This is a genomic window from Streptomyces sp. cf386, from assembly GCF_900103585.1.
Taxonomy (GTDB): Bacteria; Actinomycetota; Actinomycetes; order Streptomycetales; family Streptomycetaceae; genus Streptomyces.
Window position 1 is genome coordinate 285,633 of the sequence record NZ_FNHV01000012.1, and the last position, 25,770, is coordinate 311,402.

The following is a 25,770-nucleotide window of genomic DNA, read 5'->3' on the forward strand; positions in this document are numbered from 1 at the left end:
CTTGCACCCTACGCATGTTCGGCAAACCGTTTCATGCGCCCGTCACATTGACGGCACATCGTGGGGAGTACGACCCATCGGTTCACGCCAGCGGATCGGCTCCCCCGGCGCTCCGGGTACCCCCGCGCCGCCTCTGACTCCCGTTCAGCGCGGAAGAGCTGTTGTTCTGTTCAATGCTCCGGAAGTCGTCCGTGTTCCCCATCTCCTACGGTGGGAGCACCTGGTCACCGCGTCAACCGGGGCCACCTGCCGGATTGTTGGGTCGGTGTCGGCGGTGAGGGCTCGGCACGGCCGGGTTCAGGTGGTGGGATAGCGCTGCGTGGTTGGCCGGATCCTTCTCGTAGGCATGCCGTACGACTATGCGGACATGCCGCGAGGGGTGGGCCCGCCGTACGTGAGGGGAAAACGTACGGCGTGACCCACCCCTCGGGCGGCGGTCCGGGCCCGTCAGGTCACCCGGCCGCCCTAGGGCGTGTCTTCTGGATCATGCCGGCGTCGCCGACCTGACCCAGAAGACACCCCCTAGCTCTTCTGCTCCGATCCGGCGACCGGAGCCCACTTGTCCACCAGACCGGGGTTCTGCTTCAGCCAGGTGCGGACGGCGTCCTGCTCCTTGCCCTTGCCGGCCTTGGTGATCTGCGACTCCAGGCCGGTGAGCTGCTTCTCGGTCATGGAGAAGCCCTTCAGCCACTTGCCGACCTCGGGGTTGTCCTCGGCGAAGCCCTTGCGGGCGAGGGTGTGCACGCCGTCGCCCTTGCCCCAGGCTCCCTTGGGGTCCTTGAGCTTCTTCAGGTCGTAGTCGCTGTACGCCCAGTGCGGCGACCAGAGCGTGACGACGACGGGCTCCTTCTTGGCGTACGCGCGCTTGAGCTCGGCGAGCATGGCGGGCGTCGAGCCGTCCACGACGTCGTACTCGCCCTGAAGGCCGTACTCCTTGAGGACCTTGTCCTTGAGCATGCCCATCATTCCGGCGCTCGGCTCGATGCCGATGATCTTGCCCTTGAACTTGGCGGCGTTGCCCTTGAGGTCCTCCAGGGAGTCGACGCCCTTCACATACGACGGGACGCTGAGCTCCAGCGAGGTGGGGCCGTACCAGGAGCCGAGGTCGTCGAGCCGGTTGCCGTACTTCTTCCAGTACTCGGCGTGTGTGGTGGGCAGCCAGGAGTCCGTCTGGAAGTCGATCTGGCCGGTGGCCACGCCGGTGTAGAGGGGCCCGGCGGCGTACTGGGTGGTGGTGACCTCGAAGCCTCGCTGCTCCAGGAGCTCCTTCCACAGGTACGTCGAGGCGATGCCCTCGTCCCACGGGATGTAGCCGAGCTTGATCTCCTTGCCCTTGCCGACGTTCGTGGCGGAGGCCTCGGCGGTGCCGGAGGTGGGGCCGAAGACGCCCATGCCGCCCGCGACGAGGGCCAGGGCGGCCACGCCTGCGACCGCGACGACGGGGCGAGGGCGGTGGTTCCAGACCTTGGTGCCACCCGCGGCACGGGCCTTGGCGGCGGCGCGGCGGCCGAGCGGGGAGATCTGCGCGCCGAGCGCGCCGGTGATGCGGTCCAGGTAGATGGCGAGGACGACGATGCCCACGCCCGCCTCGAAACCGAAGCCGATGTCGAGCTGGCCGATGGCCTCGTTGACCGCACCGCCGAGGCCGCCGGTGCCGACCATGCCGGCGATGACGACCATCGACAGGCTCAGCATGATCACCTGGTTGACGCCCGCCATGATCGTCGGCAGGGCGAGCGGCAGCTGGAGGCGCAGCAGGGTGTCGCGAGGTGTGGTGCCGAACGCCTCGGCGGCCTCGACCAGCTCGGCGTCGACCTGACGGATGCCGAGCTCGGTCATCCGGACGCCGGGGGCGAGCGCGAAGATCAGGGTGGCGATGACACCGGCGGCGGTGCCCAGGCCGAAGAAGAGGATGGCGGGGATCAGCAGCACCATCGACGGCATCGTCTGGAGCAGGTCCAGGACGGGCCGTACGACCGCGCTGACCGTCTTGGAGCGGGCCGCCCAGATGCCCAGCGGGATCGACATCACCAGCGCGATGACGGTCGCCACCAGCACCAGGGCCAGCGTCGACATGGCGCGGTCCCACAGGTCGAGCGAGTCGACCAGCACGAACCCGCCGAAGGCGAGGACGCCCGCGACCAGGCCGCGCAGCCACCAGGCCAGCACGGCGAGGATGCCCGCGAGAAGCAGGGGCTCGGGTGCGGTCAGGACGGCGTTGACGCCGTCGTACATGCCCTCCACGACCGCCTTGATCGCGTCGAAGAGCCAGCCCATGTGGGCGACCAGCCAGTCCACACCGGAGTCGACCCAGTCGCCGAGAGGGAGCCTAGGCATGGGCGATCACCTTCCCGTCGGGGGTGTCGCAGGGCGCGGGATCGGCACTCTCGTCGCCGAGGAAGCCGACCAGCCGCTGCCGCTCCACGACGCCGACGACCTTGTTGTCCTCGTCCACGACCGAGACGCGGTGCGAGAGGCGGGCGCTGATCGCGCACAGCTCAGCGAAGGTCGTCTCGGGGGTCGCGTTCTCGCAGGCGCAGAGCGGGGCGTCGGCGGTGACCGAGGTGTCCATGAGCGCGGACGCGGTCAGCACGCGGGAGCGGTCGACGTCCTGGATGAAGGAGGCGACGTAGTCGCCCGCCGGACGCAGCAGGATGTCCTCCGCCGAACCGGTCTGGACGATACGGCCGTCGCGCATGACGGCGATGCGGTCGCCGAGGCGCATGGCCTCGTTGAGGTCGTGGGTGATGAAGACGATCGTCTTCTTCAGGGTGCGCTGCAGTTCGAGCAGCTGGTCCTGCATGTCACGGCGGATCAGCGGGTCGAGCGCGCTGAAGGACTCGTCCATGAGGAGCAGGTCGGCGTCGGTGGCCAGCGCGCGGGCGAGGCCCACACGCTGCTGCATACCGCCGGACAGCTCGTCCGGCCAGGACTTCTCCCACCCGGCAAGACCGCACAGGGCCAGCGCCTCGCCGGCGCGCTGCTCGCGCTCGGCGCGGGGCACGCCCTGCACGGCCAGGCCGTAGGCGGCGTTCTCCAGCACACTGCGGTGCGGGAAGAGCGCGAAGTGCTGGAAGACCATGCTGATCTTCTTCGCGCGGACCTCGCGCAGCTCGCGGTCGCCGATCGCGGTCAGGTCCTGGCCGTCGAAGCGGACGTGGCCCGCGGTCGGCTCCAGGAGCCCGTTGAGCATGCGGAGCAGGGTGGACTTGCCGGATCCGGACAGGCCCATGACGACGAAGATCTGGCCCGGCTCCACGGTGAAGGAGGCGTCGATCACGGCGGCGGTGGTGCCGTCGGCGCGCAGCTCCTCGCGGTCGGCCCCTTGGCGGAGCCGCTCGACGGAATCTTTCGGTCGTCTCCCGAACACCTTGTAGAGATGTTCGGCCTCAAGCCTGGATGACACGCGTACCTCTTGACTCGACAACATGTGAAGGGAGCGAAGGGCGCACGGGTGACCTGCGCGAGAGTCGTCGCTCCGGGGCCGCGCCTGCCCCTGATCACCGGGCACAAACGCACAAGTGGTCCAGGCCACAGAAATGGCGTCCAGCGCAACTCGTTGCGCACCGAAGGACACGGAGCGGCGCCGAAGGATCGCCGTCGGTGCCGTACGGCGTGGCTGTCAGTGGCTTACGGCATGATGCGGGGCGTGACCGGACGACTGATGCTCCTCGACACCGCCTCGCTCTACTTCCGCGCCTATTTCGGCGTCCCGGACTCCGTGAAGGCCCCGGACGGCACTCCGGTGAACGCCGTGCGCGGTCTCCTCGACTTCATCGACCGCCTGGTCAAGGACCACCGCCCGGACGCGCTGGTGGCCTGCATGGACGCCGACTGGCGGCCCCAGTGGCGGGTCGACCTGATCCCGTCCTACAAGGCGCACCGCGTCGCCGAGGAGCGCGAGGCGGGGCCGGACGAGGAGGAGGTGCCCGACACCCTGTCGCCGCAGGTGCCGGTCATCGAGGCCGTCCTCGACGCGCTCGGCATCGCACGCGTGGGGGTCGAGGGGTACGAGGCCGACGACGTGATCGGCACGTTCACCGCGCGGGCGCAGAGCCCGGTCGACATCGTCACCGGCGACCGCGACCTGTACCAGCTGGTGGACGACGCGCGCGGGGTGCGGGTGCTGTACCCGCTCAAGGGCGTCGGCACCCTCCAGCTCACCGACGAGGAGTGGCTGCGCGAGAAGTACGGCGTCGACGGGCGGGGGTACGCGGATCTGGCGACGCTGCGCGGCGACCCGAGCGACGGTCTGCCGGGTGTGCCCGGGATCGGTGAGAAGACGGCCGCGAAACTGCTGGCCGAGTTCGGCGATCTGGCCGGGATCATGGCCGCGGTCGACGACCCCAAGGCGAAGCTCACGCCCTCGCAGCGCAAGCGGCTGGACGAGTCGCGGCCGTACGTCGCCGTCGCGCCGACGGTCGTGCGCGTCGCGGACGACGTGCCGCTGCCGGACGTCGACACGACGCTGCCGCGGGCGCCCCGGGATTCGGCCGGACTGGACGAGCTGGCGGTGCGGTGGGGGCTGGGCGGATCGCTGCAGCGGCTGCTCGTGACGCTGGGGGCGTGAAGGGCGCGCTCGGGTGAATGAGGTTCGCGGTGCGGGGAATTCGGTCCTTGCGTGCGCGACATGCACCCATTCATGAACGTTCATAGCGGCATTCGCCGGAGGGAGGTGCTAACTTAGGTAAACCTAAGCTTGGAACGAGGGAGGCCAGTGATGGCGCTACGCCCTGCCCGCAAGCCGCGGAAGCCCCACTCCGCGCAGGTCATCCGTACCGAACGGCTGACCCCGCACATGCAGCGTGTGGTGCTGGGCGGTGAGGGGCTCGACGAGTTCGCGGCGGACACCTGCACGGACCATTACGTGAAGATGCTGTTCGCCCCCGAGGGCGTGAGCTACCCCGAGCCCTTCGACCTGGAGCGCATCCGCGAGGAGCTGCCGCGCGAGCAGTGGCCGGTGACGCGGACGTACACCGTGCGGGCCTGGGACCCCGAGCACCGTGAGCTGACGCTGGACTTCGTGCTGCACGGCGACGAGGGCCTGGCCGGCCCCTGGGCGATGCGCGCCCAGCCGGGCGAGACCGTGCGGTTCATGGGCCCCGGCGGCGCCTACGCCCCCGACCCGGATGCCGATTGGCATCTGCTCGTCGGCGACGAGAGCGCGTTGCCCGCGATCGCCCGCTCCCTGGAGTCGCTGCCCGACGGCGCCACCGCGTATGCCTTCGTGGAGATCGCCGGCCCCGAGGAGGAGCAGAAGGTCGACTCCGATGTGGAGGTCATCTGGCTGCACCGCGGCTCCCGTCCGGTCGGCGAGGCACTGGTCGAGGCCGTGCGCGCGCTGGACTTCCCTGAGGGCCGGGTGCACGCGTTCGTGCACGGCGAGGCGCACTTCGTGAAGGAGCTGCGCCAGTTGCTGCGGGTCGAGCGCGGCATGCCCCGCGAGGACCTGTCGATCTCCGGCTATTGGCGGCTCGGCCACAACGAGGACGGCTGGCAGGCCTCCAAGCGGGACTGGAACGCACGGATCGAGGCGGAGCAGGAGGGGGCGGCGCCGGCCGCGTGAAACTCCTCGAAAGGGGCGGCACTTCCGGAGTGCCGCCCCTTCGTCGTACCCGGGATGCTCAGACGGACCGCTGGTACGACCGGAAGGTCCGTATCGACAGCCACACCGCCGCGACCGCCAGCGCCAGCAGACCTCCGCCCCTGATGGCGACGTCGCCCCAGTCGGGGTTCTCGGCCATGGCCGAACGGCCCGCCACCATCGCCCAGTTGAGCGGGTTGAAGTCGGCGACGTGCCGCATCCAGTCGGGCATCTGCGACGGCGCCATGAAGGCGGAGGACAGGAAGGTCAGCGGCAGCAGCAGGAAGGTGTTGATGCCGATGATCGACTCCCGCTCCTGTACGAGCATCCCCAGCGCGTTGGACAGCGCCCCGAAGATCGTCCCGAGCAGGACCGAGGCGACGACCAGCACGGCGATCCCGCCGACGCCGCCCGGATAGTCGGCGCCGCCCAGCAGGCCGAGCAGCACGATGACGACCGACTGCAGGGCGGTGACCAGGCCGTTGTTGACGACGTTGCCGTTCATCAGGGCGGCTCGGCTGACCGGGGTGGTCAGGAACCGGTTGAGCGTGCCCCGCTGGATCTCGTCGAGCGTGCCCATCCCCGCCCACAGGTTGGAGCTGAGGGCGCTCATCACGACCACGCCCGGCACCAGGTAGTCGAGGTAGGAGGTGGTGCCGAAGCCGCCGAGCTCGATGACCTTCCTGAAGAGGCTGCCGAACAGGAAGAGCCAGATCACCGGCTGGATCAGGGTGATGACGGCGTACGCGGGCTGCCTTACGAACACCATGAGTTGACGTTGCGTCATGTACCAGGTCTGGGCGACGGCGGTGCTCATCGCGCACCTCCCGTTCCGGCCAGGACGAGATCCTCGGCGCCTTCGGCCTCGGCTTCGGCCTCCGAATAACGGCGGCCGGCGTAGCGGAGGTAGACGTCGTCGAGGGACGGGCGGGCGACGGTCGCGGTGGCGACGCCGACCCCGGCGCGTTCGAGCGCGGCGAGGAGCGCGGGCATCGCGGCGGCGCCCTGGTCGGCGCGGACGCTCACGCGGCGCCCGTCGACCAGCACCTCGTGCACGCCGGGCAACCCGCCGAGGGCGCCCTTGAGCAGCGTACGACCGGCTTCGCCGACCGTCCCGCGCAGCTCCACATGGACGGCGTCGCCGCGTAGTTCGCCCTTGAGGGAGTCCGGGGTGCCCGCCACGACGACCCGGCCGCGGTCGACGATCGCGATCCGCTCGGCGAGCCGGTCGGCCTCCTCCAGATAGTGCGTGGTGAGCAGGACGGTCATGCCGTCCTCCCCGGCCAGCCGCCCGATCTCGTCCCACATCGCGGCGCGGGTCTCGGGGTCGAGGCCGGTGGTGGGCTCGTCGAGAAAGAGCACCTCGGGCCGGTGCACCAGACCGAGGGCGACGTCGAGACGGCGGCGCATCCCGCCGGAGTAGCCCTTGACGGGGCGGTCGGCGGCGTCGGCGAGCCGGAAGCGGTCGAGCAGCTCGGTGACCCGACGACCGAGGTCGGCGCGGCCCAAACCGTAGAGCCGTCCCTGGAGTTGGAGGTTCTCACGGCCGGTGGCGACCGGATCGGCACCGGAGTTCTGGGCGACCACGCCGATCGCGCGGCGCACCCGGTCCGGGTGACGCAGCACGTCGTGGCCGGCGACGGTGGCCGAGCCGGAGTCGGGGCGGGCCAGGGTGGTGAGGATCTTGACGGTGGTGGACTTGCCGGCGCCGTTGGGCCCGAGGAGGCCGAAGACGGTGCCCGGCTCGACGGTGATGTCCATGCCGTTGAGGGCGCTGACATCGCCGTAGGTCTTGATGAGTTGACGCGCCTCGACCGCGGGCGCACGGGTGGCCCTGCTGCTGCTACTCATGACGACTGCTCTCCTGATGAGCGGATGTGTGATCGATCCGCGCGAGCAGTGCCGGGCTATCCTGGGTGTGCCGCACCTCGATGACCCGGTTCTGCCTCGGCGGATCCGTTTCGGGGTTCGAGACCCCGGCGGAGCTGCTGCAACAGCCCTGCCGGGGTCTTTCTCATGTCGTGAAGTCGGCCGGCAACTCCCCCGTCTCATGGAAGTGCCGCCACTCCTCGACGCCGGGCAGCTCGCCCTTCCTGGTCTCGTCGAGGAAGCCTCGGACCCACTCCGCCTGCGCCTCGACCATGTGCAGTTGGTACTCGACCTCGACGAGGAAGAGCCTCGGCAGCGTCTCGTAGAGCTTCTCCAGCGCGCCCCGGCCGCTCGCCACCTGCACCTCCAGCGAGCTGAGCCGCATCTCCAGCAGCCGCACCACCTCGTCGGGTGGCAGCGCCGCCATCAGGGAGAGGGCCGTCTCGAAGATCGGGTACTCCTTCGCCGGGATGGCGAGCAGGTCGGACAGCCACTCGGCCATCTCCTCGCGCCCGGCCTCGGTGAGCCCGTAGACCGTGCGCTCGGGGCGGTTGCCCTGGCGTTCCACACCGGTCACCTCGACGAAGCCGTGCTTCTCGAGGTTCTGCACGACGGTGTACAGCGAGCCGTAGTTGGTCTTGGTGCTGGTGTCCTTGCCCTGGCTGCGCAGGGTCTGGGCGATCTCGTACGGATGCATCGGCTTCTGCCAGAGGGTCGTCAGCACGGCGAGCGCCAACGGATTGCTGAGCTTGCGGCGCTTCCCCGCCATGGCGACAACCTCGCTTTCGAATATCCGCAGCCGAACATATCGCGTATCGACCGAGGGCGTCAATAGACACGATGTATCGCGTTCGGGGAGCCCCGCAAGGACCCGTCAGCGCCCGACGTGAGCACTTAGGATCGGCTCGGACATGGGCACGTCATGCGTTCGAAACAGCCCCTCCCTAATTTCTGTCGCCCGACAGGAATTCTTGCGCCGCTGTGCGAAAGCAGGTTGCCGCCATGACGAGCACCGCCCCCGCCGCCCCACGCCCCGACCCGCCGCTCAACGCTGACGAGCGCTCTCTCGCCGAGTTCGGGTACCACCAGGAACTGCATCGCAGCCTCGGCCGGTACGCGTCCTTCGCGGCCGGTTTCTCCTTCATCTCCGTCCTGACGACCGTCTTCCAGTTCTTCGCCTTCGGGTACGCGTTCGGCGGCCCCGTCTTCTTCTGGGCCTGGCCCGCGGTGCTCGTCGGGCAGCTGCTGGTGGCCGCGTGCTTCGCGGAACTTGCCGCGCGCTACCCGATCTCGGGCGCGATCTACCAGTGGTCCTCGCGGCTGTCCAACCTCACTTTCGGCTGGTTCGCCGGCTGGATCATGGTGATCGGGCAGATCGTGGTGGTCGCGGCGGCCGCGCTGGCGTTGCAGATGGTGCTGCCCGCGATCTGGTCCGGCTTCCAGCTGATCGGCACCGACCCCGCGCCGACCTCGGCGGACGGCGCGGCAAACGCGGCACTGCTCGGCGTGATCCTGCTGATCCTCACCACGGTCGTGAACCTCCTGGACAACAAGGTGCTGTCACTGGTGAACCGGGTCGGTGTGACCGCCGAGATCATCGGCGCGGTACTGATCATCGCGCTGTTGCTGACCCACTCCGAGCGCTCCCCCGGCATCACCTTCCACACCGAAGGCGCCGCTCAATCGGGCCTGTTGGGCGCGCTGCTGGTCGGCTCGTTCACGGCGGCGTACGTGATGATCGGCTTCGACAGCGCGGGCGAGATGAGCGAGGAGACGCACCATCCCCGCCGTACCGCGCCCCGCACGATCCTCACCGCGCTGGGCGCCGCGGGACTGCTCGGCGGACTGCTCGTGCTCGGCGGACTGCTCGCCGCGCCCAGCCTCACCGACGGCCGGCTGGCGGTCGACGGTCTGAGCTACGTCCTCACCAGCAGCCTGGGCGACGGCGTGGGCCGGGTCCTGCTGGCCGACGTGGTGGTGGCGATCACGGTGGCGACCCTCGCCATCCAGACGGCCGCCTGCCGGATGCTGTTCTCGATGGCCCGCGACGGCCAACTCCCGTTCTCCCGCCGCCTCGCGCAGGTCAGCCCACGCACCGGCATGCCCGGCGCGCCCGCCCTGGTCGTCGGCGTCCTCGCGGCGGCCCTGCTGCTGCTCAACTTCGCCTCACCGGAGGCGTTTCTCGCCATCGGCACGACCTGCATCGTGATGCTGTACCTGGCCTACGCGATGGTCACCGGCCCCCTCCTGCTCGCCCGCCTGCGCGGCCGCTTCCCCGCCGCCGGCACCGACGAGACGGGCGCCCGCCAGTTCTCCCTCGGCCGCTGGGGCATCCCACTCAACGCCCTCGCCCTCCTGTACGGCCTCGTCATGACCGTCAACCTCGCCTGGCCACGGGCGGCGGTGTACGACCCGGCGGGTGGGCACTGGTACTTCCAGTACTTCACCGTCCTGTTCCTCGGCGTGACACTGATCGCGGGCGTCGGCTTCCGCGCGTACCGCAGGCGGGCGGCGCCCGCTGGCGCCACCCCGGCGACGACTGCACCCGAGGCCGCCGCCTAGGCCGGTCCCTCCGACCGGCCGCCTAGTCCGGTCCCTCCGCGCGCGGCTCAGTCGCCCTGCACGCGCGCGTGCAGATGCATGTCGTGCCAGCCGTCCCGGTGCAGGGCGGAGCTGCGCTTGGTGCCCTCCAGCAGGAAGCCGGCCTTGGCCGCGACTCGGCAGGAGGCCTCGTTGCGGACGGCGTGCAGGAGTTCGAGGCGGTGGAAGCCGATGTCGTCGAGCGCCCAGCGGGCCAGGGTGGTGGTGGCTCGGGCCGCGACGCCCTGGCCGCGCGCCTCGGCGGTGGTCCAGTAGGCGACCTCGGCCGTGCCGTCGTCGAGGTGGATCTCGCGCAGGGCGACGCGCCCCAGCAGACCGTCGGTGTCCGCGTCGGCGACGGCCCACTGGGGTGCCCGTTCCTCCGCCCAGGCCCGCACCCACTCCTCGATCCAGCCGCCGACCTCCGCCTCGGAGTCGGCGGCCCGGACGTGCCACCGATGGATCTCCGGGTCCTGGAACGCCGCGTGCACGGCGGGCGCGTCCTCGGCCCGCCAGGGGCGCAGGAGGAGGCCGTCACCGGTGGGGAGGGTGGGCTGCGGGGTCCGGGCGAGGGTTCCGGTGGGCAGGACGGGGCTGGTCAGGAAGGCATGTGCGGGATCCTGCCAACGCGCCCGGGCGGGTCCAACAGGTTTTCCGGCGGCGCACTCCCAGAGTTTCCGGGGCCGTACGCTTGATCGTGATGAGACGCCGCACCCCGCTCCCGCCCTCTCCCCTGCCGCAGCGCGACGGGATCGACGCGGTGCGGGTGCGCCTGCCCTTCGATGGGGCGTGGGCCACCGTGCGGGAGTATCTGGTGGAGCGGCTCTCGGGGGCTGGGCCCGGGGTGGTCACCGGGATGTTCGACGGAGGGCTGGTCGTCGGGGCGGACGGCCGGGCGGTGGCGGCGGACGCGGCGTATGTGCCGGGGATGTTCGTGTGGTTCCACCGGGAGCTGCCCCCAGAGGTGCCGGTGCCGTTCGCGGTGGACGTCGTGTACCGCGACGAGCACATCGTCGTCGCCGACAAGCCGCACTTCCTGGCCACCACCCCGCGCGGCGGCCATGTCACCGAGACCGTGCTGGCGCGACTGCGCCGGGAGCTGGACATCCCGGCGCTGGGCGCCGCGCACCGGCTCGACCGGCTCACCGCCGGGCTGGTGCTGTTCATGGTGCGGCCCGAGGAACGCGGCGCTTATCAGACGCTGTTCAGCGAAAAGCGGGTACGCAAGGAGTACGAGGCCGTGGCGCCGCACGATCCCGGGCTCGCCCTGCCCCGGACCGTGCGCAGCCGCATCCTCAAGGAGCGCGGGGTGCTCGCCGCCCGGGAGGTCGAGGGCGAGCCGAACGCCGTCACACGTGTCGAGGTCGTCGACCACCGCGCCGGACTCGCCCGCTACCGGCTGACGCCCACCACCGGACAGACCCATCAGCTACGGGTCCACATGAACGCGCTGGGCGTACCCCTCCTCGGCGACCCGCTGTACCCCGAGGTGACCGCCCCCGTACCGGCCGGCGATTTCCGACGCCCGCTCCAACTGCTGGCACGGGCAATGGATTTCACCGATCCGGTGACGGGGACGGCACATCGGTTCCGGAGTACGCGGACCCTTGAGGCCTGGGCGTCGTACGCCGGGTGGGCGGCGGGGCAGCCGTACGGCGAGGGTGCCCCGACCCGGTGACGGGTGGCGTCCGGCGCCGACCGATGGCGGGGCGGGGGCTGCCGGACGGCTGGCGACCGCCAGAAGCACACGGCAACCTCCGGCAGTAACGACCGCCCGGCAAGCGGCGAACCGCCCGGAGCACACGCCGACCACCCGACAGACGGCGATCACCGCAGGCAGACGACAACCTCCGGATCCCGCCACCGGCCCCTCAGTTACCCCGCCACCACCGCAGGAACCGCCGCAGGACCCCCTTCGGCCGCACCGGCTCGGCAGCCGGTGCCGGCGTGGGCGTCGGCGTGGGCGGCTGTGCGGCCGTCGGCTGGGGAGCCGGGGTCGGTGGCTGCTGGGGCTGCGGGGTGCCGACCTGCCAGGTGGCGCGCTGGGGCGGGACCGGGGCGTGGCCCGGCTTCTGCATGACGTCCTGCGGCGGCTTCGGCGCGAAGCGGACCGGCAGTTCCACCAGGTGAGCCGAGGCGATCGAGTGCCGCCACTCCAACTCGTCCTCGGCGCAATCGAGTTCCACGTCCGGCAACCGCATCAGCAGCGCGTCGACGCCGACTTCGGCGATCGCACGGCCGATGTCCGCGCCCGGGCACTCGTGCGGTCCACCGCCGAAGGCGAGGTGGGAACGGTTGCCCATCATGTTGGCGGAGAGGTCGGGACGCACCCGCGGGTCGACGTTGCCGGGAGCGGGAGCGAACAGCAGCCCGTCCCCCTTGCGGATGTGCTGCCCGCCCAACTCCGTGTCCTGCTTGGCGAAGTAGCCGAACACGGTGCTGAACGGCGGCTCGTCCCACAGGGACTGCTCGACCGCCTCGGGCACCGTCATCTGGCCGCCGCTGAGCTGGGCGCGGAAGCGCGGGTCGGTGAGGACCACGCGGATCACATTGGCGAGGAGGTTCGCGGTGGCCTCGTAGGCGGCGATGAGCACGACCCGCAGGTGCTGGCCGATCTCGTCGTCGGTCAGCCGGGCCGGGTGGTTGATCAGATGGGTGGCGAAGTCCTCCTCCGGCCGGGCCCGCCGCTTGGCGGTGAGCCGCATCAGCGCGTCCATGATGTACGCGTTGCTGGCGATCGCCGTCTCGGTGCCCTTGAGCATGTCGCGGGCGGCCTCGACGATACGGTCGTTGTACTCGTCGGGCATGCCGAGGATCTCGCACATCACGGCCATCGGCAGATGCTCGGAGAACTGCGCGACCAGGTCGGCGCGGCCCTCCTCGCAGAACCGGTTGACGAGGCGCTGCGTGGAGCGGTTGATGTAGCGGCGCATCCCGCGGTGGTCGATGGTGGACATGGCGCCGGTGACCGCACCGCGCAGCCGCAGGTGTTCGTCGCCCTCGGCGTGGGAGCAGATCGGCTGCCAGGCGATGTGCGGCATCAACGGGTGGTCGGGCTTGACCATGCCCTCCAGCAGCGGGTTCCAGATACGGCTGTCCCGGCAGAACTGCGAGGGCGTACGCACCATGTGCAGGTTCTCGGTGTGGCCGAGGACCACCCACATCGGCACATCGTCGTGGAGCAGTACGGGCGCCACCTGGCCGTGCTGCTCACGGAGTTGCTCGTACAGCTCCCCCAGGTCCTCCGCCTCGTGGAGCCGGTGCAGGCTTCCGGGGCCGAGCCCATGGGCCGGGCAGCCGGGCGGTGGGGCGGGAAAGGCGTCGTGCGTACCGGTCGGGGAAGGGAATTCAGGCGTCACAGGGGTCGCTCCGAAGGGGATCCGGTTTCTGGGGAGTCACAGCGCGAATTTCTGGGGATTCACAGCGCGAACGCATGCGGGCGCGCCCTACCTGAGCGCGCCCGACATGGCGAGGGAGTGCAGGAAGTGCATCAGGGTCATCAGCACGTCACGGCTGGAGGCCCGGCGGCGGACGTCGCACTCCACGATCGGGATCTCCGCGTCGAGGTCGAGCGCCGCGCGCAGGTCGTCGACGGCGTAACGGGGCGCGTCGGGGAAGGAGTTGACGGCGACGACGAACGGCACGCCGCGCTCCTCCAGTCGCCCTATCACGTCGAAGCTGACTTCGAGCCGACGGGTGTCGATCAGCACGACCGCGCCCAGCGCGCCCTCGAACAGCCCGTTCCACAGGAACCAGAAACGCTCCTGGCCGGGCGTGCCGAAGAGGTACAGCACGAGCTGGTCGGTGATGCTGATGCGCCCGAAGTCCATGGCGACGGTGGTGGCCGTCTTGGTGTCCGAGCCGAAGTTGTCGTCGACACCGATGCCGGCCTGCGTCATGGTCTCTTCGGTGGTCAGCGGCCTGATCTCGCTGACCGAGCCGACCATGGTCGTCTTGCCGACCCCGAAGCCGCCCACGATCACGATCTTGACCGCGGCCTCGGCCGTGGCCGGCAGCTGGTCCTCGGTCCGTGGACCGGGGATGGTGTCAGAGCCTTTGAAGTCCATGCATCACCGCTTCGAGAAGGGACCGGTCGGCGACGGCCTGACGCACGAGCGGGGCGCGCGCCGTCACCAGGTCGGCCGTCAGCAAGTCGGTGAGCAGGACCGTCATCGCGCTGAACGGCAGACTGAGATAGGCCGAGAGCTCGGCCACGGACAGGGGGGTCGTGCAGAGCCGGAGCAGCGCCGCCTGCTCGGGCGCGGCGGAGGGCGGTGGGTCGGCGCTCGCCACGATTAAGGTGACGAGGTCGAGTTCGGCGCGCTCGGCGCCGTCCTTCCCGGCCACCACGAAGAGCCGTTCCGGGTTCTTCTTCTGCCTCGGCGGGGGCGGTAGTGGGGGCGGTTGTCCTTGGGGGAATCGCCGCTGGCGTTGCGGAGGAGTCATACGGTCTGCCCGTTGCGCCTCGACGGGCTGGTGAGATGGGCGCCGATGCGGCCGACGAGGTCGGACATGCGGTTGCTCATCAGACCGGGTTCGGCGAACGTGTCGGAGAGCACGGCGAGATAGGCGTTGGCGCCGGCGGCCATCAGATAGAAGTAGCCGCCGTTGATCTCGATGAGGACCATCTTCATCTTGCCGTCGCTGTTCGGGATCTCCGTGGCGACCGCGCTCGCCAGGCTCTGCAGACCGGCGCAGGCCGCGGCGACGCGGTCGGCGGTGTCCGGGTCGCCGCCGTAGCGGGCGATGCGCAGACCGTCGGCGGAGAGCACCACGATCATCTCGATGCCCGGTACGCCGTCGTGGAGCTCCTTGAGCATCCAGTCGAAGTTGGCGCGCTGCTGGATCACTTGGGGTCCCCCTCGTCGTCGGCCTCGCGGCGGGCCGGTTGGGTTCGCGGCTGGAGTGTGTAGGGGTCGGGCTTGTCCTTGAGTCCGTTCCAGAACGCCTCGACCCACGCACCGGGGGCGGGCTCGTCCTGCACGGGCTCGGGCAGGGGCTCGGGGTCGGGCTTCGGCGTCGACCAGACGGTCGGCCTGCCCTCCCGTTCGGCCCGCTCGATGGCCGCCTGCTCGGCGAGCCGCTTGCTGAGCGGGGTCTTGACCCGGCTGCGGCGCTGCGGCAGCCCGCCCGCGGTCCATTCGGTGACCACGGGGACGTCGTCCTCCATGGAGACCGCGGCGGGGATCTTCGGGCTGGTGGGGCGCCGCTTCTTGGGCGTGCGCTTGGGTCCTTCGAGCGCGCCGGGGCCGAGCTTGGGCGCCGATACGGCACCGATGCCGTGCGCGTATCCGGGCGCGGCGTCCGTGGTCAGCATCTCGCGCGGGATCACCAGGACGGCGCGGACACCGCCGTACGCGGAGGTGCGCAGGGAGACCTGCATGTTGAACGCCGTGCACAGACGGCCCACGACGGCCAGGCCCAGTCGCGGGGACTCGCCGAGTTCCTGGAGGTCTCCGCCGGCCTTGGCGCGCTCCAGCATGCCCTCGACCCGGGTCCGGGCCTCCTCGCTGAGGCTGACGCCCGCGTCCTCGATCTCGATCGCGATGCCGGTCTGCACCTCGGTGGCGGTGACGTGCACCTCGGTCTGCGGCGGCGAGTAGCGGGTGGCGTTGTCGAGGAGTTCGGCCGCCGCGTGGATGACCGGTTCGACGGAGATGCCGCGGACGTTGACCTGGGCGATGGAGTCCAGCTTGATGCGCCGGTACTCCAGGATGCGGGACATGGCACCGCGCAGCACGCTGTACAGCTGGACGGGGTTGGGCCACTGACGGCCGGGGCGACCGCCGCCGAGCACGGAGATGGAGTCGGCGAGGCGGCCGATCAGCATGGTGCCGTGGTCGATGCGCAGCAGGTCGTCGAAGACCTCGGGGTTGCGGCCGTGGTCCTCCTCCATCTCCCGTAGTTCCACGGCCTGTTGGTGGACGATCGCCTGGACGCGGCGGGCGATGTTGACGAAGGAGCGCTGGGAGGAGTCGCGCAGGGCTTCCTCGTAGTCGAGGATGTCGAGCATCGACTTCACCAACGCGAGCTGCGCCGGTGGGAGTTGGGCGTAGGACGGGTCGATCTCAGCGAGGTCGCGCATCACCTCATGGGGTGAATTGCCGCACCGCAGCCGGTAGATCGCGGCGGGCGTGACCTCCGTGGCGAGGCGGGCCATCTCCTCGTCGTGGGCGGCTACACGCCGTTCCAGATACGCGGTGTGACGGGCGCGCTCGGCCCGCTCGTCCCGCAGGGCGCGGCCGCGGCGCACCGTTTCGGCCGCGGACGCCAGCACGAGCAGCAGGGCCACGGCACCGCACACGCCGACGGCCGTCCGGGCCGGTTCCGTCACCACGGCGACGGCGGCTCCGGTTGCCGCGGCCATCACTATGGCGGGCAGCAACAGGACGCGCGCGTACGGGAGTTCACGGCGACTGGTCGGGGATTGAACGCTCACCATGTGGGCCCTCTGAAACTAATCGGGTGGGTGTAGGGGGAGCTTGCAGCGGGGTACGTCATGGGTATGTCGGAATCTTCTGCGCGTTTGGGAACAAGCGCACGAATACGCCTCAACTCGGTGCGCTGCGGGCGAGCTTAGTCCGACCGGATCATCGCTGTGTCATATTCAGCAAGCACCTGAAATGGGGTGTGCGACAGGAGTACCCTCGGCCCCATTTATACGCTCAGCTCACCATCGCACACCGTACGTCACGGCGTACGGGCGTACGAAAATCACTCACCGTGACGGGTGAAGGATCGGGGATTCAGACCCCGTTCGGCCGGATGTTCAGATCCCCGCGATGCGCAGCGCGGCGTCCGCCGTCGCCTCGGCGAACACCGACACCGGGCGCTCCGGGTCGGAGCGGTGCACGAGGATGACGCCCTCGATCAGGCCGAAGAGCAGATCCGTACGCAGGTCCAGCTCGCCCTTGGCGAGCGCGCCGCCGGCGGCCGTGGCGGCAAGCAACTGGCGGTAGGCGTCTTTGAGTTCGGCGCGCACGGCGTGGAAGCCGGCGAAGCGCTCGGTGCGCACCTCGGGCAGCAGGTACAGCCCGCCGAGGTTGTGCGGGCCGCCGCAGAGCAGCTCCACGTCCGCGCGGCACAGCCGCCACAGCCGGTCCCCGGCCGGGGTCGCGTCGTCGGCGAGGAGTTCCCGGGCGTACGCGAGTGAGGGCGTGACCGTGGACTCCAGGAGCTCGGCGAGGAGTTCCTCCTTGCCGGAGACGTAGTGGTACATGGACGCCTGCCGCATCCCCGCACGCTCGGCCACGGCGCGGGTGGTGGTGGCGGCGTAGCCCCGGGTGGTGAACAACTCGGCGGCGGACACGAGGAGTTCGGCACGCGGCTCGAGCCCGCTGTCCGGCCGCTGAGCGGCCCGCGGCCTGCCGACCCGCCGACCTCCCGGCCCACCTGACGTACCCATGGGTTCGATCCTCGCACATCGGGGCGTACGGCGATCTCCGCGCGGGCTTCGGGCCGGCTCCACGCGGGCTTCGGCGGTGCGGGTCCGCCGCCGCGCCGGCTGCGCGGCTCGCGTGAAGGCGGTGGGGTCCGGGTAGGCAGCGGGCGCCGCGGTAACTGCACGGCAACACCCCCGCAATCCCCTCGACCCACCCCGCCCCTAATTTCTGTCGGGCGACAGAAAAGAGCCCGCACGCCGACACCCCAGAGCCGGAGGTCCCGCGCATGGCGACAGAGACCACGTACGGAGCCCGTGACCACGCCCGCGCCCAGGAGGGAAGCCGCGCCGAGGCCATGCCCGTCGTGCCGGCCCGGGACTGGCCCGCGCCGCCCTGCGAGGCGGGGCACCTGGTGTGGGCCGAGACGGTGGCGGGTGGCGGTTACACGCACAAGGTGCTGGCCCGCGGCACGGAACTGCGGCTGACCGATCTGCGCGGCGACGCCTGCGCGCATCTGCTGCTGTACGTGGCCGACCGCCCCTGGGAGCGGCTGAACGTCGCCGACACGGTGAAGGTGCAGTGGAACGCCTACCTCCGCGAGGGCCGCCTGCTGCTCTCCGACCAGGGCCGCGTGCTCGCGAGCGTCATCGCCGACACCGCCGGGCGCCACGACACGCTGTGCGGCACGTCCACCCTGGTCCGCAACACCGAGCGCTACGGCGACGGCACCCCGCAGTCCCCCTCCCCCGCCGGCCGTGAACTGTTCAAGCTGGCGGCGGCGAAGAACGGCCTGGAGCCCCGGGACCTGCCCCCGTCGCTGTCCTTCTTCCAGGGCGTCGAGGTCCGCGAGGACGGCACCCTCGACTTCACCGGCTCGGCCGGGCCCGGCGGCAGTGTGACCCTGCGCGCCGAGCAGGACGTGACGTTCCTGATCGCCAACGTGCCGCATCCGGCCGACCCGCGCCCCGAGTACGTCAGCACCCCACTGGAGGTACTCGCCTGGCGCGCGGCGCCGACCACCCCGGACGACCCGCTCTGGGACGCCACCCCCGAGGGCCGCCGCGCCTTCCTCAACACCGCCGAATTCCTCGCCACCAGGGGGCTCGCATGAAGACCGTGGTTGCGGCCAGGGCCGCCTGGTCGTCCGTCGTCCGCGAGGGCGAGACGCTGACCATCACCGACCTGCACGGCAACCAGGCCGTCGACTTCCTCGTGTACGACGCCCATGACACCTCGGTCCGCTACAGCGCGCCCGACACCATTCACGCGCAGGGCGGCATCTTCCTGACGACGGGCAGCATGCTGATGTCGAACGAGCACACGCCGCTGATGACCGTCGTCGCCGACGAGGTGGGCCGTCACGACACGGTCGGCGGCGCCTGCTCGAAGGAGTCCAACACCCTGCGCTACGGCCACCACACCTGGTCGCAGCACGCGTGCGTGGACAACTTCCTCGCCGAGGGCGCCAAGTACGGCCTCGGCAAGCGCGATCTGGTCTCCAACGTCAACTGGTACATGAACGTGCCGGTCGAGAAGGACGGCACCCTCGGCATCGTCGACGGAATCTCGGCCCCGGGGCTGTCCCTGACCCTGCGCGCCGAGCGCGACGTCCTCGTCCTCGTCTCCAACTGCCCCCAGATCAACAACCCGTGCAACGGCTTCGACCCGACGGCCGTGGAGATGACGATCACGGACGCGGGCGAGGCACCCCGGGCGGGCGACGCATGAGCTTCGACACGCTGCTCGTCGCCAACCGGGGCGAGATAGCCGTCCGCATCATCCGCACGGCCCGCGAGCTGGGCCTGCGCACGATCGCGGTGTTCTCCGACCCGGACCGCGCGGCGCCCCACGTACGCCTCGCCGACAAGGCCGTACGCCTCGGCCCGGCGCCCGCCAAGGAGTCGTATCTCGACGCCGACCTGGTGCTGAAGGCGGCCAAGGACAGCGGGGCCGGGGCGATCCACCCCGGCTACGGCTTCCTGTCCGAGGACGCGGCGTTCGCGCGGCGCTGCGAGGACGCCGGGATCGTGTTCGTGGGCCCTACCCCCGAGCAACTGGAGCTGTTCGGCGCCAAGCACACCGCGCGGGCGGCGGCCGAGGCGGCGGGCGTACCGCTGGCACCGGGGACGGGGCTGCTGGGATCACTGGCCGAGGCCCTCGAAGAAGCGCAGGTCATCGGCTATCCCGTCATGCTCAAGGCGACCGGCGGCGGGGGCGGAATCGGCATGTCGGCATGTCGATCCGTCGCCGAACTGACCGAGGCCTGGGAGCGGGTGCAGCGGGTCGCCGCCGCCTCCTTCTCCTCCGCCGGTGTCTTCCTGGAGCGGCTCGTCGAGCACGCCCGCCATGTCGAGGTGCAGGTCTTCGGCGACGGCGACGGCAGGGTGGTCACCTTCGGCGACCGGGACTGCACACTGCAACGGCGCAACCAGAAGGTCGTGGAGGAGGCCCCGGCACCAGGACTCCCCCCGCACATCCGCGAGCAACTGGCCACCTCCGCCCGCGACTTGTGCGCCTCCGTCGGCTACCGCTCGGCCGGAACCGTCGAGTTCGTGTACGACGCCGCCCGCGAGGAGGCATGCTTCCTGGAGGTCAACACCCGCCTCCAGGTCGAACACCCGGTCACCGAGGAGGTCTACGGCGTCGACCTGGTCGCCTGGATGCTGCGCCTGGCCCGCGGTGAACGGAACGTCGTCCGCGACCCGGGCACTCCGCGCGGCCACGCCGTCGAGGCCCGCCTCTACGCCGAGGACCCGTCGCGCGAACACCGGCCCAGCGCGGGCCTGTTGACGCGGGTCGAGTTCCCGAGCGGGGTCCGGGTCGACGGCTGGGTCGAGACGGGCACCGAGGTGACGACGTCGTACGACCCGATGCTCGCGAAGATCATCGCGTACGGCCCCGACCGCGCCCACGCGCTGGAACGGCTGGACGAGGCGCTGGCCCGCACCCGCGTCGACGGCATCGAGACGAACCTCGGCCTGCTGCGGGCCGCCCTCGCCGACCGGGACTTCCGCGGCGCCGCCCACTCGACGGCGACCCTCACGGCCGTCACCGACCCGACGCCCCGCATCGAGGTCGTCTCCGGCGGCACCCTCACCACCGTGCAGGACTGGCCGGGCCGCACCGGCTACTGGCAGGTCGGCGTGCCGCCCTGCGGCCCGATGGACGACCTGTCGTTCCGGCTCGGCAACCGGGCGCTGGGCAACCACGAGGGCGCACCGGGCCTCGAATGCACGCTCCAGGGGCCGACGTTGAGGTTCACACACCCCACCACCGTGTGCGTGACCGGCGCCCCGGCCCCGGTCACCGTCGACGGTACGGCGGTGCCACAGGGGGAGCCGGTGACGGTGCCGGCAGGGGCCGTACTGGAGATCGGAGCCCCCACCGAGCACGGCCTGCGGACCTACGTCCTCGTCGCCGGCGGTCTCGACGTCCCCGCCTTCCTGGGCAGCGCGAGCACCTTCACGCTGGGCCGGTTCGGCGGGCACGGCGGGCGCGCGCTGCGCACGGGCGACGTGCTGCACGGCGGGACGGTCGTGGACGGAACGCCGGTTCCCGCACCGGACCGCCCGCCCTTCGGGGCCGTATGGCACATCGCGGCCGTCGAAGGACCGCACGCCGCGCCGGAGTTCTTCACCGAGGACGACATCCGCGACTTCTACGCCGCCGACTGGAAGGTCCACTTCAACTCGGCGCGGACCGGCGTACGGCTCGTCGGCCCCAGGCCGCGCTGGGCCCGCGCCGACGGCGGTGAGGCGGGCCTGCACCCGTCCAACATCCACGACACGCCGTACTCCGTCGGCGCCGTCGACTACACCGGCGACATGCCGGTGCTGCTCGGCCCGGACGGCCCGTCGCTCGGCGGGTTCGTGTGCCCGGCGACGGTGATCAGCGGTGAGCGCTGGAAGCTGGGGCAGCTGCGCCCGGGCGACACGGTGCGGTTCGCGCCGGTGGACGTGGCGGGCCGGGAACGCGCCGCGATCGTCGACGGCGGTGTGCTGGCGCGGGACGGCGACGTGACCTACCGGCGCAGCGGTGACGACAACCTGCTGGTCGAGTTCGGGCCGATGCAACTGGACCTGGCCCTGCGCATGCGCGTCCACGCGCTGATGGAGGCGGTCGTCGAGACCGACCAGGACGGGATCACCGACCTGACCCCGGGCATCCGCTCCCTCCAGATCCAGACGGACCCGAGCCGACTGCCGCTGCGAGAACTCCTCGCCGAGATACGGGAGTTGGTGGCGTCACTGCCGCCCACCGACGAGCTGGTCGTCCCGTCCCGCACCGTCCATCTCCCCCTCTCCTGGGACGACCCGGCCACCCGCGAGGCCATCGCCCGCTACATGGCGGGCGTGCGCGACGACGCGCCCTGGTGCCCTTGGAACATCGAGTTCATCCGCCGCGTCAACGGCCTGAAGTCGGTCGAGGACGTGTACCGCACGGTCTTCGACGCGGAGTACCTGGTCCTGGGGCTGGGCGATGTGTACCTGGGCGCCCCGGTGGCGACCCCGCTGGATCCCCGGCACCGCCTGGTGACCACCAAGTACAACCCGGCACGCACCTGGACGGCCGAGAACTCGGTCGGCATCGGCGGCGCCTACCTGTGCATCTACGGCATGGAGGGGCCCGGCGGCTACCAGTTCGTGGGCCGTACGACCCAGGTGTGGTCGCCGTGGCAGCAGCGCGGGGCGTTCGAGCCGGGGTCGCCCTGGCTGCTGCGGTTCTTCGACCGGATCCGGTGGTACCCGGTGGACGCCGAGGAGCTGCTGGAGCTGCGGGCGGACATCACGTCCGGGCGGTTCGTGCCGCGCATCGAGGAGGGCACCTTCTCGCTCGCCGGGTACCGGGCCTTCCTCGACGAGAACGCCGAGTCGATCGCGGAGTTCCGGGGCCGGCAGCGGGCCGCCTTCGCGGCGGAACGGGACGCGTGGGAGGCGGCCGGAGAGTTCGCGCGGGCGGACGAGGCGACGGCACCGGCCGCGCCCGCGGCCGAGGTGACCGTCCCGGCCGGCGGGCGGCTCGTCGAGGCCGAGTTCGCGGCGTCCGTGTGGCAGCTCGGCGTCCGGCCGGGTGACGAGGTGACGGCCGGTCAGCCGCTGCTCGCCCTTGAGGCGATGAAGATGGAGTCCAGGGTGCACGCGCCGGTGGCCGGCGTGGTCGTGGAGGTCCTGGTCGGACCCGGGGATCTGGTGGAGGCGGGGACGGCGTTGGTCGTACTCGCCCCTGTCACGAGCTGAATCGCGAGGAGAACTGGAAATGTCGAGCGCTCTGTCCCGCGTCCGCGCCGCCTACGCCCGGATCGAAGCCGTGGACCGCCCCGAGATCTGGATCGATCTGCGCCCGCGGGCAGCGGTCGAGGACGAGGCCCGGATCATCGACGAACGCATGGCCGCGGGCGAACAACTCCCGCTCGCGGGCCGCCTGTTCGCCGCCAAGGGCAACATCGACGTCAAGGGCCTGCCCACGACCGCGGGGTGCCCTTCGTACGCCTACGACCCCGAGGCCGACGCGCCCGTGGTCGCCCGACTCCGTGCCGCCGGCGCGCTGGTCCTCGGCACGACGAACCTCGACCAGTTCGCGACGGGCCTGGTCGGCACCCGCTCCCCCTACGGCGCGGTGCGGGGCGCCCATGACCCGGCCAGGATCAGCGGCGGCTCCAGTGCGGGCTCGGCCGTCGCGGTGGCACTCGGCATCGTCGACTTCGCGCTCGGCACGGACACGGCGGGCTCGGGCCGGGTCCCGGCCGCCTTCAACGGCATCGTCGGCCTCAAACCGACCCGCGGTCTCGTCCCGACGGAGGGCGTCGTCCCGGCCTGCGCGTCGATCGACTGCGTGACGGTGTTCGCGCGGACGCTGCCGGAGGCCGAGCAGGCGCTGTCCTTCATGGCGTCCCCGTCCGCCCGCGCCCTGCCCCCGCTCCCTCAGCGCACACCGGGGCCCTGGCGGATCGCGGTCCCGCCCGTGGAGCAGCTCGGCGAGCTGGATCCGGGCTGGGCCGAGGCGTACGAGGCAGCGGTACGGCAGCTCGGCGCGGCCGGCGCCGAGATCCGCGCCGTCGACCTCGCCCCCTTCACCGAAGCCGCCGCCATGCTCTACGAGGGGGCCTTCGTCGCCGAGCGCTACACGGCCGTGGGGAGCTTTGTCGACAAGGCGCTGGCGGCGGGCGACGGCACCCTCGACCCCACCGTCGCCGGCATCATCACCCGCGCCCGCGACATCCCGGCCCACCGGCTCTTCGCCGACCAGGACCGGCTCGCCGCCCTGCGCTCCCGCGCCGAGTCCGAACTCACCGATGTGGACGCCCTGTTGCTCCCGACCACGCCCGGCCACCCCACCCTCGCCGAGGTGGCCGCCGACCCACTGGGGGCCAACGCCCGCCTGGGCCGCTTCACCAACTCCACGAACCTGTTCGACCTGGCCGCGGTCGCCGTCCCGGCCGGTGAGGTGAGCGGCCTCCCGTTCGGCGTGATGCTGATCGGCCCGGCGTTCACGGACGAACGGCTGGCCCGGATCGCCGCCCTGCTCCGCCCGGAGGTCCGCCTCGCCGTGGTCGGGGCCCACCTCTCCGACCAGCCCCTCAACCCTCAACTCCTGGCCCTGGGCGCCCGGTTCGACCGTACGACCGCCACGGCCCCGGTCTACCGCCTGCACGCCCTGTCCACGACCCCGCCCAAGCCGGGCCTGGTCCGCGTCGGTACCGGCGCGGGCGGCGCCTTGATCGAGGCCGAGGTGTGGCGGCTCCCGGCGGAGGGGCTCGGCCGGCTCCTCGCCGAGTTGCCGCGCCCTATGGCGCTGGGGAGCGTGGAACTGGAGGATGGCAGCCGCGTACCGGGGTTCCTGTGTGAGCCGGCGGCCCTCGCGGACGCCGAGGACATCACGTCCTACGGGGGGTGGCGGGCCTACCTCGGGGGCGGCCGCCGCTGAAAAAACTGAAGGCAAGGAGGTCACCCACTCCTTGCCACTCTCAACTTATAGCGCACTGGGGGGCTTGCGGCAAGGCCCCCGTCGTACCGCAGAATCGCCGACCTAGGCCAGAATTCCGCGGAACGAGGAGTCACTAAGTGCGTGTGCTGTTGTCGACGTACGGATCACGCGGGGACGTCCAGCCGATGGCCGGGCTCGCGGTGCGGTTGCGGGAGCTGGGCGCGGAGGTACGGGTGTGCGCGCCGGCGGACGAGGAGTTCGCGAAGCTGCTGGGCGGGATCGGCGTGGAGCTGGTGCCCTTCGGCCCGTCGGCGCGCGCGCTGACGAAGGCGGGGCCGGTGCCGTCGACCCTGCCCCAGCGTGCGGCCGCGGTGATCGCCAGTCAGCTGGACGCGGTCACCCCGGCGGCCGAAGGATGCGATGTGCTGGTGGCGACCGGCATGATCTCGGCTGCGGCCGGCGCGCTGTCGGTGGCCGACAAGCTGGGCATCCCCTCCGTGTCCGTGACCTTCCAGCAGCTCACCCTGCCCTCTGCGCACCGCCCGCCGCTGGCGTATCCGGGCCGCCCGCTCCCGCCCGAGGTGACCGACAACCGGGCGCTGTGGGACCTGGACGCCCAGAACGTCAACGCGCTGTTCGGCGAGGCGCTCAACACCAACCGGGCGTCGATCGGCCTGCCCCCGGTGGACGACGTCCGTGACTACGTCATCGGCGACCGGCCGTGGCTGGCGACGGACCCGGCCCTGGACCCGTGGCAGGCGACGCCGGACCTCGACGTCGTACAGACCGGCGCGTGGTTCCTGCCGGACGAACGCCCGCTCCCGGACGGGCTGGTGGCGTTCCTGGAGGCGGGCGAACCACCGGTGTACGTCGGCTTCGGCAGTATGCCCCTGCACGGATCGGAGGACGCCGCCCAGGTGGCCATCGAGGCGGTCCGCGCGCAGGGCCGCCGCGTACTCGTCGGGCGTGGCTGGGCCGACCTGTCCCTGATCGACGACCAGGGCGACTGCTTCGCCGTCGGCGACGTCAGTCACCAGGCCCTGTTCGGCCGGGTGGCCGCTGTCGTGCACCATGGCGGCGCGGGTACGACCACGACGGCCACCCGGGCCGGCACACCCCAGGTGGTCGTACCCCAGTTGGCGGACCAGCCGTACTGGGCCCGCCGGGTCGCCGAGCTGGGCATCGGCGCGGCCCACGAGGGTCCTACTCCGACCTTCGAGTCCCTCTCGGCCTCGCTCGCGACAGCCCTGGCCCCCGAGACCCGCGCCCGAGCCACCGCCGTGGCCCGCACGATCCGCACCGACGGGGCGGCGGTGGCCGCGGAGCTGCTGCTCGACTCGATCGGCCGGGCAACGCCACCGGTGTCCGCGTAAGCCACGCGGGACCGTCAAGGCCGTCACCCAGAACACCAGACCCCGCGCGCAACGGTCG

At 71.3% G+C, this 25,770-nt stretch carries 21 protein-coding genes; 9 read left to right on the plus strand and 12 right to left on the minus strand.

Annotation, left to right across the window (positions count from 1 at the left end):
* Positions 1 to 522: 522 nt before the first annotated feature.
* Together BLU79_RS29835 and BLU79_RS29840 are read right to left on the minus strand one after the other, a co-directional pair.
* Positions 523 to 2,337 (minus strand): ABC transporter permease/substrate binding protein, encoded by a 1,815-nt coding sequence (locus BLU79_RS29835; RefSeq protein WP_093909032.1) that lies wholly within the window; start codon positions 2,335 to 2,337, stop codon positions 523 to 525.
* Positions 2,330 to 3,406, minus strand: a complete 1,077-nt coding sequence (locus BLU79_RS29840; RefSeq protein WP_177001228.1) for a quaternary amine ABC transporter ATP-binding protein — start codon at positions 3,404 to 3,406, stop codon at positions 2,330 to 2,332. The genes BLU79_RS29835 and BLU79_RS29840 overlap by 8 nt, the downstream gene beginning before the upstream one ends.
* Before the next feature lie 234 nt (positions 3,407 to 3,640).
* Between BLU79_RS29840 and BLU79_RS29845 the strand changes: the two genes are divergently transcribed.
* Positions 3,641 to 4,570, plus strand: a complete 930-nt coding sequence (locus tag BLU79_RS29845) for a 5'-3' exonuclease (RefSeq protein WP_093909098.1) — start codon at positions 3,641 to 3,643, stop codon at positions 4,568 to 4,570.
* 150 nt (positions 4,571 to 4,720) lie between these two features.
* Positions 4,721 to 5,566, plus strand: coding sequence for a siderophore-interacting protein (locus BLU79_RS29850; protein ID WP_093909034.1), 846 nt, complete (start codon positions 4,721 to 4,723; stop codon positions 5,564 to 5,566).
* A gap of 58 nt (positions 5,567 to 5,624) precedes the next feature.
* On the opposite strand, the gene BLU79_RS29855 is transcribed toward BLU79_RS29850, so the two are convergent.
* The 3 genes from BLU79_RS29855 to BLU79_RS29865 form a co-directional block, all read right to left on the minus strand.
* Positions 5,625 to 6,401, minus strand: a complete 777-nt coding sequence (locus BLU79_RS29855) for an ABC transporter permease (protein WP_093909035.1) — start codon at positions 6,399 to 6,401, stop codon at positions 5,625 to 5,627.
* The gene (locus tag BLU79_RS29860) at positions 6,398 to 7,435 is read right to left on the minus strand and encodes an ATP-binding cassette domain-containing protein (RefSeq protein WP_093909036.1); all 1,038 of its coding nucleotides are present in this window, start codon (positions 7,433 to 7,435) and stop codon (positions 6,398 to 6,400) included. The genes BLU79_RS29855 and BLU79_RS29860 overlap by 4 nt, the downstream gene beginning before the upstream one ends.
* Positions 7,436 to 7,598: 163 nt before the next feature.
* Entirely contained in the window at positions 7,599 to 8,222 is a 624-nt protein-coding gene (locus BLU79_RS29865; protein WP_093909037.1) for a PadR family transcriptional regulator, read from the minus strand.
* 233 nt (positions 8,223 to 8,455) lie between these two features.
* On the opposite strand from BLU79_RS29865, the gene BLU79_RS29870 reads away from it, so the two are divergent.
* Positions 8,456 to 10,015, plus strand: coding sequence for an amino acid permease (locus tag BLU79_RS29870; RefSeq protein ID WP_093909038.1), 1,560 nt, complete (start codon positions 8,456 to 8,458; stop codon positions 10,013 to 10,015).
* Positions 10,016 to 10,062: 47 nt separating this feature from the next.
* On the opposite strand, the gene BLU79_RS29875 is transcribed toward BLU79_RS29870, so the two are convergent.
* Positions 10,063 to 10,635: a GNAT family N-acetyltransferase gene (locus tag BLU79_RS29875; RefSeq protein ID WP_093909039.1), complete on the minus strand. Its 573-nt coding sequence runs from the start codon at positions 10,633 to 10,635 to the stop codon at positions 10,063 to 10,065.
* A gap of 98 nt (positions 10,636 to 10,733) precedes the next feature.
* Between BLU79_RS29875 and BLU79_RS29880 the strand changes: the two genes are divergently transcribed.
* The gene (locus tag BLU79_RS29880) at positions 10,734 to 11,711 is read left to right on the plus strand and encodes an RluA family pseudouridine synthase (protein ID WP_093909040.1); all 978 of its coding nucleotides are present in this window, start codon (positions 10,734 to 10,736) and stop codon (positions 11,709 to 11,711) included.
* A 193-nt stretch (positions 11,712 to 11,904) separates the two neighbouring features.
* Here BLU79_RS29880 and BLU79_RS29885 read toward each other — a convergent pair whose 3' ends face one another.
* The 6 genes from BLU79_RS29885 to BLU79_RS29910 form a co-directional block, all read right to left on the minus strand.
* The gene (locus tag BLU79_RS29885; RefSeq protein ID WP_093909041.1) at positions 11,905 to 13,392 is read right to left on the minus strand and encodes a cytochrome P450; all 1,488 of its coding nucleotides are present in this window, start codon (positions 13,390 to 13,392) and stop codon (positions 11,905 to 11,907) included.
* Positions 13,393 to 13,479: 87 nt separating this feature from the next.
* The gene (locus BLU79_RS29890) at positions 13,480 to 14,100 is read right to left on the minus strand and encodes a GTP-binding protein (protein ID WP_093909042.1); all 621 of its coding nucleotides are present in this window, start codon (positions 14,098 to 14,100) and stop codon (positions 13,480 to 13,482) included.
* A complete protein-coding gene (locus tag BLU79_RS29895) occupies positions 14,081 to 14,479 on the minus strand; it encodes a DUF742 domain-containing protein (protein ID WP_093909043.1) in 399 nt (132 codons plus the stop codon). Before BLU79_RS29895 ends, BLU79_RS29890 begins: the two co-directional genes overlap by 20 nt.
* A complete protein-coding gene (locus BLU79_RS29900; protein WP_031486688.1) occupies positions 14,476 to 14,883 on the minus strand; it encodes a roadblock/LC7 domain-containing protein in 408 nt (135 codons plus the stop codon). The genes BLU79_RS29895 and BLU79_RS29900 overlap by 4 nt, the downstream gene beginning before the upstream one ends.
* The gene (locus BLU79_RS29905) at positions 14,880 to 16,475 is read right to left on the minus strand and encodes a sensor histidine kinase (RefSeq protein ID WP_093909044.1); all 1,596 of its coding nucleotides are present in this window, start codon (positions 16,473 to 16,475) and stop codon (positions 14,880 to 14,882) included. Before BLU79_RS29905 ends, BLU79_RS29900 begins: the two co-directional genes overlap by 4 nt.
* Positions 16,476 to 16,802: 327 nt before the next feature.
* Positions 16,803 to 17,438 carry a TetR/AcrR family transcriptional regulator gene (locus BLU79_RS29910; RefSeq protein ID WP_093909045.1) on the minus strand — a complete coding sequence of 212 codons (636 nt, stop codon included), beginning with the start codon at positions 17,436 to 17,438 and terminating at the stop codon, positions 16,803 to 16,805.
* 263 nt (positions 17,439 to 17,701) lie between these two features.
* Between BLU79_RS29910 and BLU79_RS29915 the strand changes: the two genes are divergently transcribed.
* From BLU79_RS29915 to BLU79_RS29935, 5 genes are all read left to right on the plus strand, one after another.
* Positions 17,702 to 18,526: an urea amidolyase associated protein UAAP1 gene (locus BLU79_RS29915; RefSeq protein WP_093909046.1), complete on the plus strand. Its 825-nt coding sequence runs from the start codon at positions 17,702 to 17,704 to the stop codon at positions 18,524 to 18,526.
* Entirely contained in the window at positions 18,523 to 19,143 is a 621-nt protein-coding gene (locus BLU79_RS29920; protein WP_093909047.1) for an urea amidolyase associated protein UAAP2, read from the plus strand. Before BLU79_RS29915 ends, BLU79_RS29920 begins: the two co-directional genes overlap by 4 nt.
* Positions 19,140 to 22,652 carry a 5-oxoprolinase/urea amidolyase family protein gene (locus tag BLU79_RS29925; protein ID WP_093909048.1) on the plus strand — a complete coding sequence of 1,171 codons (3,513 nt, stop codon included), beginning with the start codon at positions 19,140 to 19,142 and terminating at the stop codon, positions 22,650 to 22,652. The genes BLU79_RS29920 and BLU79_RS29925 overlap by 4 nt, the downstream gene beginning before the upstream one ends.
* 19 nt (positions 22,653 to 22,671) lie before the next feature.
* Complete coding sequence (gene atzF / locus BLU79_RS29930) at positions 22,672 to 24,339, plus strand: allophanate hydrolase (RefSeq protein WP_093909049.1); 1,668 nt, start codon at positions 22,672 to 22,674, stop codon at positions 24,337 to 24,339.
* 185 nt (positions 24,340 to 24,524) lie between these two features.
* Entirely contained in the window at positions 24,525 to 25,712 is a 1,188-nt protein-coding gene (locus BLU79_RS29935; RefSeq protein ID WP_371131966.1) for a glycosyltransferase, read from the plus strand.
* Positions 25,713 to 25,770 lie beyond the last annotated feature (58 nt).

Coding starts and splice junctions, on each gene's coding strand:
- BLU79_RS29835 (WP_093909032.1), bottom strand. CDS start 2,337: ATGCCTAGGCTCCCTCTCGGCGACTGGGTCGACTCCGGTGTGGACTGG.
- BLU79_RS29845 (WP_093909098.1), top strand. CDS start 3,641: ATGCGGGGCGTGACCGGACGACTGATGCTCCTCGACACCGCCTCGCTC.
- BLU79_RS29850 (WP_093909034.1), top strand. CDS start 4,721: ATGGCGCTACGCCCTGCCCGCAAGCCGCGGAAGCCCCACTCCGCGCAG.
- BLU79_RS29855 (WP_093909035.1), bottom strand. CDS start 6,401: ATGAGCACCGCCGTCGCCCAGACCTGGTACATGACGCAACGTCAACTC.
- BLU79_RS29860 (WP_093909036.1), bottom strand. CDS start 7,435: ATGAGTAGCAGCAGCAGGGCCACCCGTGCGCCCGCGGTCGAGGCGCGT.
- BLU79_RS29865 (WP_093909037.1), bottom strand. CDS start 8,222: ATGGCGGGGAAGCGCCGCAAGCTCAGCAATCCGTTGGCGCTCGCCGTG.
- BLU79_RS29870 (WP_093909038.1), top strand. CDS start 8,456: ATGACGAGCACCGCCCCCGCCGCCCCACGCCCCGACCCGCCGCTCAAC.
- BLU79_RS29880 (WP_093909040.1), top strand. CDS start 10,734: ATGAGACGCCGCACCCCGCTCCCGCCCTCTCCCCTGCCGCAGCGCGAC.
- BLU79_RS29890 (WP_093909042.1), bottom strand. CDS start 14,100: ATGGACTTCAAAGGCTCTGACACCATCCCCGGTCCACGGACCGAGGAC.
- BLU79_RS29895 (WP_093909043.1), bottom strand. CDS start 14,479: ATGACTCCTCCGCAACGCCAGCGGCGATTCCCCCAAGGACAACCGCCC.
- BLU79_RS29905 (WP_093909044.1), bottom strand. CDS start 16,475: ATGGTGAGCGTTCAATCCCCGACCAGTCGCCGTGAACTCCCGTACGCG.
- BLU79_RS29910 (WP_093909045.1), bottom strand. CDS start 17,438: ATGGGTACGTCAGGTGGGCCGGGAGGTCGGCGGGTCGGCAGGCCGCGG.
- BLU79_RS29915 (WP_093909046.1), top strand. CDS start 17,702: ATGGCGACAGAGACCACGTACGGAGCCCGTGACCACGCCCGCGCCCAG.
- BLU79_RS29920 (WP_093909047.1), top strand. CDS start 18,523: ATGAAGACCGTGGTTGCGGCCAGGGCCGCCTGGTCGTCCGTCGTCCGC.
- BLU79_RS29925 (WP_093909048.1), top strand. CDS start 19,140: ATGAGCTTCGACACGCTGCTCGTCGCCAACCGGGGCGAGATAGCCGTC.
- atzF (WP_093909049.1), top strand. CDS start 22,672: ATGTCGAGCGCTCTGTCCCGCGTCCGCGCCGCCTACGCCCGGATCGAA.
- BLU79_RS29935 (WP_371131966.1), top strand. CDS start 24,525: ATGGCCGGGCTCGCGGTGCGGTTGCGGGAGCTGGGCGCGGAGGTACGG.